This window comes from Microbulbifer sp. CAU 1566 (assembly GCF_023156515.1).
Classification (GTDB): domain Bacteria; phylum Pseudomonadota; class Gammaproteobacteria; order Pseudomonadales; family Cellvibrionaceae; genus Microbulbifer.
In genome coordinates this window covers 792986-808875 of record NZ_JALNMG010000001.1, presented here as the reverse complement: position 1 = coordinate 808875, position 15890 = coordinate 792986, and the positions used below count along the sequence as shown (strand labels likewise).

The window sequence follows — 15890 nt, the reverse complement described above, 5'->3', positions numbered from 1 at the left end:
CCGCAACCTTCCTTTAGGCAGCCCTCGGGCTGCCTTTTTTGTTTCCCCGTGCTAACTGGCAATACCTCGACTGATTTTGCGAAAAAGTCGGATAGCAGAGCTTTTTGCGGTGCTATTGGATGATTTTGGCGATAAATATTGAAAAAGGTCTGTTGCCGCTAAAAATGTAAGTTTTATGTAAGGTCATTATTTCCAGGGTTTTAATTGTTAGGAGGATATTTTCATTTTTGCGCTTTATTAGGCTGTATATCCCAGTGCACCCTTTTGGGCCTGTGTAAACGGGAGCTGGTGCGTCGCTCCAAAAATCAGACGTTCGTACTGAATGGCGCGGTTTTCCCCTGATCAACTGCTTGTTTTGTTGGACTTTTGTCGAACAAAGTTTTGCCGCAAGTGCACAAAAAGAGACTTGGTTAATTATTGTCAGGTTGGACATGAAATGCCGTCATGGGCATTTTTATTGGTGGGCCTGTAAGTTACTGAAAGGCAGCTTTTCAGGCGCCTTAATCAACAGATAACAAAACTGATTCAGTAGAGATCCAACAAAAAAGAGAGGGGGCCAAATGACCAGGTCTAATTTCTGCGGGGCAGAGCCTACTCAGGCAAAGTCCAAGTTTGTTCGTTCCGCGTTGAGCATCGCGCTGGGCATGTGCGTTGCCGGCGGGGTATACGCTCAGAGCACCACGGGTTCTATCTCCGGTAATGCGCCTGCTGGCGCCACCGTAGTGATCAAAAACAACAGCGGTTTCAGCCGTACCATTACTGTCGATGCCTCCGGCCGCTACAACGTCGGCTCTCTGCCGGTGGGCACCTACGTGGTTACCGCGGAGCAAGACGGTGAGACTGTTGGCTCGCGCAGCATTCCTGTGCGCCTCGGCGGTAGCTCCGATGTTTCCTTCGGTGGCGACGATGCCCTGATGGAAAACGTTACCGTGATCGGTGGCGAAAACATGCCGGCGATCGACGTCAGCTCCACCGACACCCGCGTAGTACTGACGGCCGAGCAGCTCGAGCGTCTGCCCATGGGGCGTTCCGCTGAGAACATCGCCCTGTTGGCGCCCGGTGTAAACGCCGGTGCCAGCGGCTACTTCGGTAACATGGTGTCCTTCGGTGGTGCCGGTGTTTCTGAAAACGCCTATTACATCAACGGTTTCCTTGCCAGTGATCCCCTGTCCAACCTCGGTGGTTTCAGCCTGCCTTACGCCTCTGTGGCCCAGCAGGAAACTTATACCGGTGGTTACGGTGCCAAATACGGCCGTTCTTCCGGTGGTGTAATCAACCAGGTGGGTGCCCGTGGTAGCAATGACCTGCACTTCGGCAGCCAGGTGATCATCACACCCAAGGGCCTGAAGTCCAGCAAGCCGGATACCTACTTCCAGAATATGGAACTGCCGGAAGGCTACGAATACACCCACCCGGAACTGGCCGGCACCAAACGTGAAGAGGGCAGTGAAGACTTCTCCTGGGGTGAAACCTACACCGGTTACGTCAGTGGCGCGCTGATTCAGGATAAGCTGTTCGGTTTCGTTTCCTTCGAAACTGAAATGAAGGAAGCGCAAAATTCTCCGTACGCCGACGGGACCCCTCGTGTAACCGACTGGGACAACGAGAACAACAAGGTCTACGCGAAGCTGGACTGGTACATTACCGAAGACCATCTGCTCGAATACACCTACATGGGTGAAGAGAACACCGAAGAGGGCAGCTTCAACGAGTGGGATTTCGATACCGCGACCCGCGGCCCGGCTTTGGACTCCGCTCCCAATTCCATCAGCAACCGCAGTGAGTTCTCCATCCTGAACTACACCGGCTACCTGACCGATAGCCTGACCCTGAGTGCGACCTATGGCCACGGCAGCTTCTCTTATAAAGACGAGCTGGGCGGTGATACCCTGTTCCCGTACATCTCCGGTTACCTGAACCAGGATCCGTCGATTGTCGGTGATAACCCCATCGCTAACCGCGCCGGCGGTTACCAGGGCCGTAATGCCCACGACTACACCGACGGTGTGCGCGTGAACCTGGAGTGGGTAGTGGGCGACCACACCCTGACCTTGGGTGTGGACAACATGGAGTTTGAGTCTGAGAACGAAGGTGTCTCTCAGGTAACTGATGTGTGGATCTACGGCCGTGCCGAGCCGGGCTCCGACCTGAACGCCGCACTGGGTGTGGGTGCTCCGGGTGGCGACGGCTACTACGTGCAGAGCTACATCTACCAGGATGCCACCAGCATGAAGCTGGAGCAGGATTCCTACTACCTGGAAGACCGCTGGCAGGTAACGCCTGATGTGCTGCTGTCCATGGGCCTGCGTAACGACAAGTTCACCAACTACAACCTGGACGGCGACGCCTATCTTGAGTCTGACGACCAGTGGGCACCGCGCCTGGGCGCTGCCTGGGATGTGTTCGGTGATTCTTCGTTCAAAGTCTACGCCAACGCCGGTCGCTACTATCTGGCGATGCCGAACAACGTTGCGATTCGCGGTGCCTCTGCGGCGACTTATACCCGCGAGTACTTCACTTACACCGGAATTGATGAGAACGGTGCACCTACCGGCCTGACCGCGCTCGGCCCGGGCCCGGTATCCGCCAATGGTGAGTACGGCCAGGCGGTTGACCCGGATACTTTTGCCCCCTCTGACCTGGAAAACATGTACCAGGACGAGTACATCATCGGCTTTGAAAAAAGCCTGGGTGAAGACTGGACCTACGGTGGTAAGTTCACCTTCCGTGACCTGAAGTCCGGTATCGACGACGTGTGTGACCCCGACCGTATGGTTGCCAAGCTCGAGTCCATGGGTGTGGATCCCGATAACCTGGCGATGGAATACTGCTACATGTTCAACCCGGGCGGTACCAATACCTTCAGCATCGCGAATCTCGATGGCGAAGGCCGCACCCAAGTGACCATGAGCGCCGACGACTGGGGTATGCCTGACCTGAAGCGTGAGTACTCCGCGATTGACCTGTTCATCGAGCGTCCGTTCGACGGCAAGTGGGAAGCGCGTGTGGACTACACCTACAGCAAGCTGCAGGGCAACACCGAAGGCCAGGTTAAGTCCGAGTTCGGTCAGGACAACATCTCCAAGACCCAGGACTGGGACGTGGCAGAACTGATGCAGTTCTCTGATGGCTACCTGGCGAACGACCGCCGTCACCAGCTGAAGATTCGCGGTAGCTACGCCGTTACCGAGGAACTGCTGCTGAGCGCCAATGCCCGTATCATGTCCGGTATGCCGGTCAGCTGCCTGGGCTTCTACAACCCGGATGGTACTGTCGACGAAGCGTCTGACGCCGGTGACCCCGTTGGCTACGGCGCCAGCTACCACACCTGCTTCGGTGAAGTGGCAACCCCGGGTGACGAACGTACCCCCTGGACTCGCACGCTGGATATGGGTCTGACCTATACCCCGGCATTTATGGATCAGAAGCTGCGTTTGAGCATGAACGTGTTCAACCTGCTGAATGAAACCAAAGCGACCCAAATGGATGTGACTTCGGAAGACGACCCCTACACGGTCAGCAATACCTACAACACGGCCCTGGGTTACCAGACTCCGCGTTACGTGATGCTGACAGCGTCTTACGATTTCTGATAACCATAAATCCTCTCAATAGTAACGGCCCCTTCGGGGGCCGTTTCAGAATGCACATCCTTTATTTGCCGGCCAAGTGTCGGCTTTTTTCTCCACTGTTCTGGGTTGAGCGCTGGGTCTGATGTCGTCGCAACGATGCACAGGAGCCCCGGTTGGATGCACCCGGAAACAGATTTTTGAAAGAAAGTTGTAAGTATTTCGTGATCTGGTTCAAATTGGTCCCGTATGGGTAGTTTTATTTCAGATTGATTAAGTCATTTTGTATTTCTTGTGAAATTTAGGATGACTTTGCGTTGTATGTCTCGACTGGATCGTTTGGCGTTACAGCCTGGTTGTTCGGTGAAGTCGCGCAAGAGACAATTTGTAACTTATTGTTTTTATGGATATTTTTTTGTTTTCCGGGCGGGTGCTGACGGTATTGGGACTGTCAGCTAAGCCCGTTTCGGGGGCAAATACGAGAAAGTCGCTTAAAGGGGGAAATTGAGGTAACGCAGAGCCCGTCCGTTTAGAGATATGTGTTGGGCATATGGCCGCTGGGGGCGGCCATATACGACTAACTCTAAAAAAACGATGACCAAAGGGGGTCTCTATAATGAGTTCTACTCGCAATCTGCGTCACAACCTCGCTCGCAGCGCCCTGGCGCTGGCTATTGGTGCCGCCACTATTGTTGGCGCTCCTTCCGTACTGGCTGACGACACCACCGGTACCATCCGTGGTTCCGTTATTGGTGCCGAGTCCAGCTCTGTCATCAAGCTGACCGATACCGCGCGCGGTGTTACCAAAGAAGTCAGCGCTTCTGCAGACGGCAGCTTCCGTTTTGGCAGCCTGACTCCGGGTAAGTACCAGCTGCAGGTTTTTGAGAACGGTGAACTGATCGACACCCAAGACGCGGTAGTTGGTCTCGGTGGTACCACCACTATCTACCTGGGCGACAGCACTGGTGTAGAAGAAGTTCTGGTTACCGGTGAGCGTATTGCCCAGGTTGATGTGGGTATCGCGGAATCCGGCATGGTAATTTCTGCTGAAGAGCTGAACGAACTGCCGGTGGCCCGTGACCTGACCTCCGTTACCATGCTGGCTCCGAGTGTTTCCAAAGGCGACCGTACCTTCGGTGATAACGCGAGTTTTGCGGGCGCTTCCGTTTCTGAGAACGTGAGCTATATCAACGGCCTGAACACCACTAATTTCCGCGACGGTCTGGGTTTCTCCAAAGTACCGTTCGAGTTCTACGACAACATTCAGGTTAAAACCGGCGGATATTCAGCCAAGTTCGGTCGTTCTACCGGTGGTGTAATGAACGCCACTACCAAGAGCGGTACCAACGAATTCAAATTCGGCTCCAGCTTCTACTACGATGAGCAGCTGGAAACCTCCCCGAATACCTATTCCGCGGTTAACGATAAAGACAGCCTGGATAACACCGAGGCGAATGTTTACGCGTCTGGTGCCATCATTCCGGATCGTCTGTTCTTCTACGGGCTGTATAGCAGCAACGTAGAGAACGAGGAATACTACGGTATGACTAGCGGCCGTGGTTATAAGGCAGAGACCGATGGTGATTTCTGGGGCCTCAAGCTTGACGGCTATATCACTGAAGATCACCGCGTGGAATTCACTGCTTTCAGTGATGAACGCGAGACAGTAGAAGCTGCGTACGCGTACGATGCAGAGACTAATACCACTGGTGACTTCCTGGGTAATACTACTTACTCGCGCGGTGGTACCAACTGGATTGCTACTTATGTCGGTAACCTGACCGACACCATGACGTTGTCCGTATCCTATGGTGAAAACGAAGCGGACCGCAGCAACGTTCCTGATAATTCCGATTCACCGTGGGTTTACTGGGATCAGGGTGGCCTGCAGGCGATCGGTGACTGGGTAGATACCAGCGTTTCCGAAGGCGTCGATAACCGCAAAATGACTCGTATCGATTTCTCCTGGGATCTGAACGATCATTTCATCGAGGTCGGTCTGGATAACGAATCCAACAGCCTTTCTGAAAATACTTACTACTCTGGTGGCATGTACTGGCGTCTGTACCCGGACCTGAATCTGGCGCGTCAGCGGATTTACCAGAACCAGGGTAACTTCGAAACCGAGTCCGATGCATTCTATATCCAGGATACTTGGGATATCACTGATACCCTGACCCTGCAGGCTGGTCTGCGCAACGAAACCTTCACCAATAAAAATGTTGCCGGTGATGCGTTTATCGAAGTTGATGACCAGTGGGCGCCCCGCCTGTCTGTAGTTTGGGATCCGACTGGTGCTGGTAACCAGAAAGTGTTTGCCAACTGGGGTACCTACTACCTTCCTATCGCTACTAACACCAACATTCGTATGGCTGGCCAAGAGCTCTACACCTACGAGTTCTTCGAATGGGATGGCGAGTGTCTGAATGCGGATGCCACACCGTGTAATCTGGGTGCCTCTGAAGGTCTGGGTTACTACGCTGACGGTACTATTCCTGATACCCGCAGCCTGGTAGATACTAATATCGAGCCGATGTATCAGTCCGAGTTCATCCTGGGCTATGAAATCGCGACCGAGCAGGGGTACATCCTGGGTGCCAAAGGTATCTACCGCAACCTGGAAACCTCCATCGAAGACGTGGCGATCGATGCTGCAGTAATCGATTACTACAACTCCACCGGCTCCTGGGATGCGTCCAAAGTAGGCGGTGCTTCGGTTGAAGACGTATTTGGTGGTTTCCATCAGTACGTACTGACCAACCCGGGCAACGAAATGCGTATCTTCATTCCGGAGATGGGCGAATTTGTTGACCTGAGCGCTGGCCAGCTGGGATACCCGGAAGCCCAACGCCAGTACGGCGCGGTTGAGCTTACCTTTGCCCGTCCATTCGATGGCAAATGGTCTCTGGATGCGTCCTATACCTGGGGCCACAGCTGGGGTAACAACGAAGGTGGCGTACGCTCCGATAATGGCCAGACCGACTCCGGTCTGACTACCAACTTCGACCAGCCGGGACTGCTGGATGGTGGTTACGGTGATCTGCCGAACGACCGTCGCCACACAGTGAAGGCATTCGGTACTTACGCCTTTGATATGGGCCTGCGTATGGGCGCCAACTTCATGTGGCAGACCGGTCGTCCGCAGAACTGTTTCGGTATGCACCCGACTGATGGGTTTGCGCAGGCGTATGGTTCTGAGTCCTTCTACTGTCAGGGAGAGTTCGCTAAGCGTGCTAGCCAGGGTCGTACAGATACCTACTGGAATCTTGATCTGAATGCACAGTACCCGATCGAAATGGCAAACGGTCAGAAGCTGCTGCTGTCCATGGATATCTTCAACATCTTTGACAATGACACCGTCTTGGAGACTCAGGAGGTTGGCGACCAGGATGGCACTACTGCGCCGAACGAGTTCTATGGTATGCCGGTCTACTACCAAGAGCCGCGCAGCATCCGCTTCGGCGTTCGCTACGACTTCAACTGATCTGATCGGTTGATATAAAAAATTGCCAATTGCGCAGCTGTTTGGTTGTGCAATTGGCAAACCTCTCTTACTTTAGCCAGCCTCTCTGAGGCTGGCTTTTTTATTGCCCATCAGAAAGATAGAAAAAAGCCCGCAAAATGCGGGCTTTTTACATTAAGTCGCTGAAAAAAATCAGGTCTTCAGCTTCTTGTACTGCATCCGGTGCGGCGTGGCATTCTCACCATTGCGTTCCACAAAGTCCTCGTGGTACTCAGTGTAGTTGCCCTCAAAGAACACCACGTTACTGTCACCTTCGTAGGCCAGGATGTGGGTCGCCACACGGTCGAGGAACCAGCGATCGTGCGAGATCACCATGGCGCAACCGGGGAAACTCAGCAGGGCTTCTTCCAGGGCGCGCAGGGTTTCGATATCTAGGTCGTTGGACGGCTCATCCAGCAGCAGTACGTTGGCACCCTGCTTCAGGGTGTAGGCCAGGTGCAGGCGGCCGCGTTCACCACCAGAAAGCTCGCCCACGCGTTTCTGCTGATCACTGCCCTTGAAGTTGAAACGGCCGATGTAGTTGCGCGAGCCCACTTCGTAGTTGTTGATCTTGAGAATGTCCTGACCGTCGGAAACGGCTTCCCACACGGTCTTGTTGTCGTCCAGGTTTTCGCGGCTCTGGTCGACGCTGGCGATCTGTACGGTTTCACCGATTTTGATCTCACCGGAATCCGGCTTCTCGGTGCCGTTGATCATGCGGAACAGGGTGGATTTACCGGCGCCGTTACCACCGACGATACCGACGATGGCACCCTTGGGTACACGGAACGACAGGTTGTCGATCAGCACGCGATCGCCGAAGGCCTTGCTCACATTCACCAGCTCGATCACGTTGTCGCCTAGGCGCTCACCCGGCGGAATGTAAATCTCGTTGGTCTCGTTGCGAGCCTGGAATTCCTGGGACTGCATTTCTTCCAGGCGGGACAGACGGGCTTTGTTTTTGGACTGGCGGCCTTTGGGGTTCTGACGGGCCCACTCCAGTTCTTTCTGCATGGCCTTGGCGCGGGCCTGCTCGCCTTTCTGTTCCTGCTCCAGACGCTTCTCTTTCTGTTCCAGCCAGGTGGTGTAGTTACCTTCCCAGGGAATACCGTAGCCGCGGTCCAGTTCCAGAATCCAGCCGGCGACGTTGTCGAGGAAGTAGCGGTCGTGGGTGATAGCCACCACGGTGCCGTCGAAGTCGTGCAGGAAGCGTTCGAGCCAGAATACGGATTCCGCATCCAGGTGGTTGGTCGGTTCGTCCAGCAGCAGCATGTCGGGGCGGGAAAGCAGCAGGCGGCACAGGGCTACACGGCGCTTTTCACCACCGGACAGGTTGTTTACGTCCGCATCCCAGGGCGGCAGGCGCAGAGCATCGGCGGCTACTTCCAGACGGTGCTCCATATTGTGCGCATCCCAGGCCTGGATGATGTCTTCAAACTTCTGCTGTTTCTTGGCCAGCGCATCGAAGTCGGCATCCGGCTCGGCGTATTCGGCGTAGACCTGGTCGAGGCCGGCGAGGGCATCAATGGCCTCGCGCATGCCGTCTTCGACGTTGCCGCGCACGGTCTTGGCGGGATCCAGCTGCGGTTCCTGGGGCAGGTAGCCCACGTTGATACCCGGCATGGCGCGGGCTTCACCGTTATAGTCCTGATCCACACCGGCCATGATGCGCAGCAGAGTGGATTTACCGGCACCGTTCAGACCCAGCACGCCAATTTTGGCGCCAGGGAAGAAGGACAGGGAAATATCTTTCAAAATTTCGCGTTTAGGCGGAACAACCTTGCCCACGCGGTTCATTGTATAGACGTATTCAGCCATTAGAGCTCGATTCCAGTCGGTCAGAATTTGGGCGCAAGTTAGCAGTTTGTTGGAAAACTTCAACCTGCACTTTCTTCGGGCCTTGGGGCTGGGCCCTGTTGTGGTAATTGGGTCGTTCGGTAGCAGCGCCTTTGCATCGAAGTGTCGAGGGCTCACCAAGCTCTAGCGATATAAGACTACGAAGTGCATCACTTCAATGCGAAGGTGGAGTGGCGGGTAAAGGTTTTCAAAAGCGTCGGCGACAGGGAAGTCGCCGACGCAGCGTACAGGGATGTATTCACAGCGGTTTTGAAAACCTTTACCCGGTGCTCCGCCGCCACAGGGCCTGCTTAAAAACGGACCACAAACCTGTCCGATACAATAACCAGTTGGGTGGCGTGATAGGGCAGGTAATGCCACCACCAACCCATCTATGTTTAACTTGGCCCCAAATAAACAGCCGGGAACCAGTATGACCCAGGATTTACCCGTAATCGTTGAGCGCCAGGGCCCCGTTGGCAAATTGACGCTTAATCTGCCCAAAGCCCTCAATGCCCTCAACCTCGACATGATCGACCTGATGGCCGCACAGCTGGAACAGTGGCAGCAGGACGACAGTGTCGCCTGTATCTGGATAGAGGGCGCTGGTGACAAAGCCCTGTGTGCCGGTGGCGACGTGGTAGCGCTGCACCGGGAATCCGGCAGCTACGAAGACGAAGGCGCCAGTGAGTTTGTGGAAGCGTTTTTTTCCCGCGAATACCACCTCGACTACCAGATCCACACCTACCCAAAACCCATCATCGTCTGGGGCAACGGTATCGTCATGGGCGGCGGTATCGGTATCATGAATGGCGCCAGCCACCGCGTGGTCACCGAAACCACGCGTATGGCCATGCCCGAAATCACCATCGGTCTCTTTCCCGATGTGGGCGGCAGCTGGTTTCTGAACCGTATGCCCGGTCGCATTGGCCTGTTCCTCGGCCTGACCGGTGCCCAGTTTAACGGTGCCGATGCCATCTATACCGGTATGGCGGATCGCCTGGTTGCCTCCGGGAGCAAGGATGCGGTCTTTGGCGCCCTCGTAGAGGCCGGGTTCAATAGCGACCCGGAACACAATCGCGCGCTGGTAAGCCGCCTGCTCAAGGCCTCTGAAATGCCCGCCGACCAGCAGCCGGATTCCAATGTGCGCGCCCACTACGATGTGATCCAGCAGCTCACCGAAGGCGCCACCCTGCCGGAGGTCTATCAACAGATTGTTGCATACGCCGGTGATGATGAGTGGCTGCAACGGGCTGCCAAAACCCTCAGGGCTGGCTGTCCGTTAACCGCATGGGTCGTCTGGGAGCAGCTGAAGCGCGGCAAACATCTGTCGCTGCAGGAGGTGCTGGAAATGGAAAAAATACTGGCGGTGAATATGTGCGCTAATGGTCAGGTAAAGGAGGGGGTGCGTGCACTGCTGATCGATAAAGATCGCAATCCGCAGTGGCAACCGGCAATCCTGGCAGAGGTCACAGCGGAACAGGTGGAGGCCTGTTTTACTGCACCCTGATTGAGCGACGGTCGGGGTTATCTAACCGGAAGTAAAAATAATGGAAAGTAACAATAAAAAAGTAACAATAAAAATGAGAGGGAAAAAACATGCAGTCAATCAAAAAGATCGCGTTTATCGGCCTCGGTAATATGGGCGGCCCCATGGCCGCAAACCTGGTGAAAAAGGGTTTTGCAGTAACGGCCTTTGACCTGTCGGTACCGATGCTCGAAAGCGCAGTGTCCAATGGTTGCCTGCGCGGCGAAAGCGCGGAAGCGGCGAGTGACGGCGCCGACGCGGTGGTTTCCATGCTGCCCAGTGGTGAAGCGGTGCGTGCGCTGTATCTCGGGGCGCAGGGTTTATTGCAGGGGATGGATCGGGAAACCCTGCTCATTGACTGCTCCACCATTGCCGCAAACGACGCCCGCCAGGTGATCGCCGCAGCGGCTGAGCGCGGTATCGACGCGCTGGATGCCCCAGTCTCCGGTGGCACCGCCGCCGCCGCGGCAGGGACTCTGTCGTTTATGTGCGGTGGTGACGACCAAACCCTGGAGAGGGCGCGTCCGGTGCTGGAGGCCATGGGCGCAAATATTTTTCATGCCGGCCCCGCCGGCAGCGGCCAGGTCGCCAAAATCTGCAACAACATGCTGCTGGCCATTCATATGATCGGCACCGCGGAGGCTTTGCAGCTGGGGGTGGATAGCGGGCTGGACCCGCAGGTGCTGTCGCAGATTATGAGCGCCAGCTCCGGCGGCAACTGGTCACTGGAAAAGTACAATCCCTACCCGGGGGTAATGGAAAATGTGCCGGCCTCACGGGACTACCAGGGTGGTTTCTCCGTGGCCCTGATGCTGAAAGATCTGGGGCTCGCCATGGATACCGCCGCTGGCAGTGCATCCTCGACACCGCTGGGTGCGCTGGCGAAAAACCTCTACCAGCTGCACGGTGGCGATGACCTCAATAGGTCGCTGGATTTTTCCAGTATCCAGAATCTGTTCCGGCGCCCTGTCGGAAACTGAATGCCGCGACCAACCTGCCGGCGCTTGATCTAAATCAAGCGCCGGTAATCCGTGGCCCGGTAACTTTGCGCGATCCCATAGTTTCCCGCTCATTCAGCACCGGATCACAGGTTACGCGTAAATGGCCTCAAATCGCTTGGACAGCGCCCCTTCTCGCAGCAGCGATACTCCTTGTATCCGCGGTTCCTCTGGTTCCTTGGCCTCGGGAACCGCTTCCGAAGATCTTTCTCCTGAACTGCTGGCGCGTTACGCGGGCCCATGTCCTCGCTACACGTCGTATCCCACCGCCGACCGGTTTACGCCGCTGCATGCCGATCGTGAGGCGCGCGTGGCCAACGGAAGTGGCAAGCCCTGGGAAGCATTGCGAGACGTGAGCTCCCTGTCGCTCTATGTGCATATCCCATTCTGCCGTTCCCTCTGTTACTTCTGTGCCTGCAACAAGGTGATTACCCAGCAGTATGGTCTGGCTTCCAGCTACCTGGAGCGTGTACTTGCTGAGGCGCAGTGGTATCGGGAGCGCGTCGCACGAGTGCTTGTGACTCAATTGCACCTCGGTGGTGGTACGCCCACCTATCTGAACGACGGTGATCTGACGCGGCTGGTGAGGGGGCTCGGGGAAGTGTTTGACCTTCGCCCCGGAGAGGACGTGGAATACAGTGTGGAAGCGGATCCGCGGGTGCTGGAACTGGAAACCCTGGATACGCTACAAACACTCGGTTTCAATCGCCTGAGTATGGGCATCCAGGATTTCAATCCGGAGGTGCAAAGGGCGATCAACCGAATCTGCACGCCGCAGCAGGTCCGCACTCTGACTGATGCCGCGCGGGCGCGGGGCTTTGGCTCCATTTCCTATGACCTGATCTACGGTCTGCCCGGGCAGGACGTGCAAAGCCTGGAGCGCACCATCGATAAGGTGATTGAGTTGGCACCGGATCGTATTGCTTTGTATCACTACGCGCATCTGCCACACCGATTCAAGGCGCAACGCCTGATCGACTCCGACCTGATTCCGTCACCGCAGGCAAAAATCGATATGCAGCTTGCCGCGACACAGCGGCTGACAAATGCAGGTTACCGGTTTCTCGGTATGGACCATTTTTCCCGCCCGGAAGACCCCCTTGCCGCGGCCGCCGACGATGGGCGCCTCGCACGCAATTTCCAGGGCTATACATTGATGCCCGCTGACGCGCTGATCGGCCTTGGTGCCTCGGCCATCAGCTACAGCCGCGATGGCTATTGGCAGAACCACCACGGCCAGAAGGAGTATGCGACGGCCATTGCCGAGCGCGGCGAGGCCATCTGCCGGGGCTGGTCGCTCGATGATGACGACCGCGCGCGGCAGTGGCTGATCATGGAGTTGATGTGTCATCTCCGGGTGGAAAAGCGCGCGCTGGAGCTGCGCACAAACACGCCGTTCCGGCAGTATTTTGCCGCGGATCTGGCCCGCTTACGCCCTCTGATTGCGGACGGGCTGATACGGGAATCAGCGCAAGACCTGGTGGTCACTGAGCGCGGTCGCTGGTTCCTGCGCAATATTGCCGCCGCTTTTGACCGGCACTTGCACACCGGGGAATCCGCAGCTCAGTACTCCCGTGTGCTTTAATCGGTTGCTGGAGATATAATTCCAGAATGGACGGGGCGGGGAAGCGCCCCTGAATTGGGAATTTCTTTCGAAAGCTGCCGCGAAAGAATGGGCGAAAGATCGATCGAAAAACTTATCGACGAACAGTTCATCGACGAAATAGTCATCGAATAGTGGAAGTGGAAATGACGATGCCGAAATCCTCACCAGTGGTCAATTGCGGAAACTGCTCTGTCAGAAGGTTGTGTCTGCCGGTGGGATTGAGTGAGGAAGATATCCAGCGCCTGGAGCAGGTCTCGCGCAAGAAAAAAATCCTCAAAGCCGGCGACACCCTGTTTCGCGCCGGTGATCCCTTTTCCAATCTCTATGCCATTCGCTCGGGCAGCTTCAAGTCTGCGGTGATTGGCGCCGACGGTGACACCCAGGTGACCCATTTTGCATTACCCGGTGAATTGCTGGGGCTGGATGCGTACAGCAGTGGTTCCCACCCTGGTTATGCGGAAGCGCTGGAAGAAAGCAGTGTGTGTGTACTGCCATTCACTCAGCTGGAAAATCTGGCGCAGCAGGTGCCCGCACTGCAAAAGCAGATTTACAACATATTTTCCGAAGAACTGAAGCAGGACAACGACGTGTTGCTACTGCTTGGCAAGCGCTCCGCGGAGAGCCGTCTTGCAGCACTCCTGATCAATATCTCCAGCCGCTATGCGCGACGTGGCTACTCCGCCAGTGAATTCAAGCTTTCCATGCAGCGTATGGATATCGCGAACTACCTGGGGTTGACCGCAGAAACCGTCAGCCGCCTTATGTCGCGCTTTCAAAAACAGGGCCTTATTCTGGCGCAGGGCAGGGCAATCAAGATTCTGGATCTAATTGCCCTTAGTGAGCTTGCTGGCACCCACTGCAGTTACGAGAACGGATAGAATACCGGCCATTTTATTGGCTGCAATCAGTAGGCAACCGCCAGTTCTTGCCCTGCAAGATCCTGATAGATGGCTTCGTATAGCTGCTTCACGCCCTGGTGAAAATGTCCGCTTTGTCGGTTCGCCAGGGTGGCGGTTACTTTATTCCAGTCGTTGTCTGTCAGATATTGATTGACCAGCGGCAGCAAAATTTCATTTTCTTTCTTCATGTGTTCGCGCTGCAGGGAAATATAGTTCTGTGCGGTGCTGAACAGTCGTTCCCGTTCCACAGCGGCATCGTTGGCTACTGCGTAAAACAGCTGGTTCATTGTGCGGGTGGCTTCGGCAATCGCGCTGTGTTCCGCGGTGATCCTCGCAACCACATCGCGGATTTCCACAGGCTTGCTGAGCAATTGTTCGAACACCAAATCTTCCACCGGGTGGTGCCACTGGTCGGGATAGACAGAAAAGTAATCCAGTGCCTCCAGGATCATGCTCAAGGTTGCGGGATCCCGATCTTGTTTTCCCAGTTCGTGGAGCAAATGTTCAAACACATCCAGTAGGTTTTGCATGTGTTTGTGGTCATTGCAGAGCTGTCGGTAGATATTATTCATCTCTCGCCTCTTCATTTTTCGCTTCCATGACGGTTAGTGACAATCGACAACTTCATTGTTGTCTGCTGTCAGAGGGAGAGCTTGATCTGAATCAAGCCGCGACAATATCGTGTCGCGGCTTGCGTCGACAGCGCAAAGCGAGTGCTATCGAAGGGAGGTGAGGAAAGGTGAAGCCTGGGGGCCTCAGTGACGTTAGAAGTAATAATCCTGCAGATCGATCTGTTCCCAGTCGTACACCAGCTTCGGGCCATCCGCGGTTACCAGGCTGACCTTGTCGGCCACCAGGCACTCGGACCAGTCGACCTTATTCATATCCACGATTTCCGCGCCGCCTTGTACCTGCACAATGGAGTCCTTCCATACCTGCTGGCAATTGTTTGGAACTTCACCCTTGATCAACAATTGCTGGCCCAGGTAGTTCTGGTAACGCAGCTGGGGCATGCGGTTCAGGTGGTAGCGCTCTTCCTCTGCCTGCAGGAAGAACTTGCCGTTTTCCTCGATCAGGGTGCCGCTGACGGTGAGCGTTTGTTGCGGCGGATTGGCGGCACAGGCGGAAAGGAACAGCAGGGGAAGCAGTAAGCTCTTTTTTGACGACATCATTATTACTCTTTGGTTATTTGTTACCAAAATAGCAAGTGAGGGTTGCAGAAGCGTTTCAGTTTGGTTGCAGCGGTACCGCGGGCAGGAAAAAACTGTCAGAACAGCAATCGGGAAGCGGAGGGGAGAAGGCATTATAAAGTCCGGCGCCACACAGGGCGCCGGTGTGCAGTGAACACCCGGAGTGTTCAGGCTGCGTCGCTGTTCTTTTCCTTGTGGCCGTCTTTCAGGTGCAAGGCGACCTGTTTTTCCAGGCCTTCCAGCGCGTACGCCTGGCCAAAGCCTTTGACGTAGCGCCCGGCGCTGGGCTTCAGTTCAAACAGGTGGAAATCTTCCAGGCCTTTCAGGTGATCCATAACCGGGCCAAACTTCTCCCGCAGTTGTTCAATGCGCTCCTGCCAGAGAGGCGCCTCACGGCCGATCAGGCCCGCCTCCACATTGAACGTCACCCGCAAACGCGCAAACGCCTGCTTGGTATCCGCTTCATCTGCATTAAATATCACAGAAGCCTTACGGTTAGCTTTCAGGTTGGCTGCATGTTCGGAAAGGTCGGAAATAAACAGGTAAAAGTGTCCATCGGCGGCCAGAAAGGGCGCGGTGCTCGCGTGTGGGTGCCCCTCTGGTGTCAGGCTCGCCAGGTTCAGTAGCTTGCGGGTGGCGATGAAGTCGCGCACTTCAGCGACCAGGTCGGCGCCGTCATTGGTCTTGGGTGCACTGGTTTGTGGATCGGCTTGTGGCGTGCCGGCTTGATTGTCGATGTTACTGTTGTTCTGTTCGGTCATG

The 15890-nt window shown here is 55.6% G+C and carries 10 protein-coding genes; 6 read left to right on the top strand and 4 right to left on the bottom strand.

Translation table 11 applies throughout. The annotated features are described in order from the left end of the window. The first annotated feature begins 560 nt into the window (after nucleotides 1-560). On the top strand, nucleotides 561-3593 hold the full coding sequence (locus M0G74_RS03355) for a TonB-dependent receptor (RefSeq protein WP_248214513.1): 3033 nt from the start codon (nucleotides 561-563) through the stop codon (nucleotides 3591-3593). 592 nt (nucleotides 3594-4185) lie between these two features. Continuing rightward, nucleotides 4186-7053 carry a TonB-dependent receptor gene (locus tag M0G74_RS03350; protein ID WP_248214511.1) on the top strand — a complete coding sequence of 956 codons (2868 nt, stop codon included), beginning with the start codon at nucleotides 4186-4188 and terminating at the stop codon, nucleotides 7051-7053. A gap of 171 nt (nucleotides 7054-7224) precedes the next feature. Here the strand turns inward: M0G74_RS03350 and ettA are convergent, their stop codons facing one another. Continuing rightward, nucleotides 7225-8889, bottom strand: coding sequence for an energy-dependent translational throttle protein EttA (gene ettA / locus M0G74_RS03345; RefSeq protein WP_248214508.1), 1665 nt, complete (start codon nucleotides 8887-8889; stop codon nucleotides 7225-7227). A gap of 451 nt (nucleotides 8890-9340) precedes the next feature. Between ettA and M0G74_RS03340 the strand changes: the two genes are divergently transcribed. From M0G74_RS03340 to fnr, 4 genes are all read left to right on the top strand, one after another. Further along, nucleotides 9341-10417, top strand: a complete 1077-nt coding sequence (locus tag M0G74_RS03340) for an enoyl-CoA hydratase/isomerase family protein (RefSeq protein WP_248214505.1) — start codon at nucleotides 9341-9343, stop codon at nucleotides 10415-10417. Between the two features lie 89 nt (nucleotides 10418-10506). Continuing rightward, the gene (gene mmsB / locus M0G74_RS03335) at nucleotides 10507-11415 is read left to right on the top strand and encodes a 3-hydroxyisobutyrate dehydrogenase (protein WP_248214503.1); all 909 of its coding nucleotides are present in this window, start codon (nucleotides 10507-10509) and stop codon (nucleotides 11413-11415) included. A gap of 121 nt (nucleotides 11416-11536) precedes the next feature. Next, entirely contained in the window at nucleotides 11537-13018 is a 1482-nt protein-coding gene (hemN, locus tag M0G74_RS03330; protein WP_248214490.1) for an oxygen-independent coproporphyrinogen III oxidase, read from the top strand. 164 nt (nucleotides 13019-13182) lie between these two features. After that, entirely contained in the window at nucleotides 13183-13917 is a 735-nt protein-coding gene (gene fnr / locus M0G74_RS03325; RefSeq protein WP_248214483.1) for a fumarate/nitrate reduction transcriptional regulator Fnr, read from the top strand. Nucleotides 13918-13943: 26 nt separating this feature from the next. Here fnr and M0G74_RS03320 read toward each other — a convergent pair whose 3' ends face one another. The 3 genes from M0G74_RS03320 to M0G74_RS03310 form a co-directional block, all read right to left on the bottom strand. Beyond that, nucleotides 13944-14510: a hemerythrin domain-containing protein gene (locus tag M0G74_RS03320; RefSeq protein ID WP_248214479.1), complete on the bottom strand. Its 567-nt coding sequence runs from the start codon at nucleotides 14508-14510 to the stop codon at nucleotides 13944-13946. A gap of 192 nt (nucleotides 14511-14702) precedes the next feature. Beyond that, entirely contained in the window at nucleotides 14703-15110 is a 408-nt protein-coding gene (locus tag M0G74_RS03315) for a hypothetical protein (protein ID WP_160152465.1), read from the bottom strand. Nucleotides 15111-15295: 185 nt separating this feature from the next. Beyond that, the gene (locus M0G74_RS03310; protein ID WP_248214476.1) at nucleotides 15296-15889 is read right to left on the bottom strand and encodes a pyridoxamine 5'-phosphate oxidase family protein; all 594 of its coding nucleotides are present in this window, start codon (nucleotides 15887-15889) and stop codon (nucleotides 15296-15298) included. Nucleotide 15890: the final 1 nt, after the last annotated feature.

Bases quoted from the DNA above. Each gene is read 5' to 3' on its own strand.
- M0G74_RS03310 (WP_248214476.1), bottom strand. From the start codon at position 15,889: ATGACCGAACAGAACAACAGTAACATCGACAATCAAGCCGGCACGCCA.
- hemN (WP_248214490.1), top strand. From the start codon at position 11,537: ATGGCCTCAAATCGCTTGGACAGCGCCCCTTCTCGCAGCAGCGATACT.
- M0G74_RS03350 (WP_248214511.1), top strand. From the start codon at position 4,186: ATGAGTTCTACTCGCAATCTGCGTCACAACCTCGCTCGCAGCGCCCTG.
- fnr (WP_248214483.1), top strand. From the start codon at position 13,183: ATGACGATGCCGAAATCCTCACCAGTGGTCAATTGCGGAAACTGCTCT.
- ettA (WP_248214508.1), bottom strand. From the start codon at position 8,889: ATGGCTGAATACGTCTATACAATGAACCGCGTGGGCAAGGTTGTTCCG.
- mmsB (WP_248214503.1), top strand. From the start codon at position 10,507: ATGCAGTCAATCAAAAAGATCGCGTTTATCGGCCTCGGTAATATGGGC.
- M0G74_RS03315 (WP_160152465.1), bottom strand. From the start codon at position 15,110: ATGATGTCGTCAAAAAAGAGCTTACTGCTTCCCCTGCTGTTCCTTTCC.
- M0G74_RS03355 (WP_248214513.1), top strand. From the start codon at position 561: ATGACCAGGTCTAATTTCTGCGGGGCAGAGCCTACTCAGGCAAAGTCC.
- M0G74_RS03320 (WP_248214479.1), bottom strand. From the start codon at position 14,510: ATGAATAATATCTACCGACAGCTCTGCAATGACCACAAACACATGCAA.
- M0G74_RS03340 (WP_248214505.1), top strand. From the start codon at position 9,341: ATGACCCAGGATTTACCCGTAATCGTTGAGCGCCAGGGCCCCGTTGGC.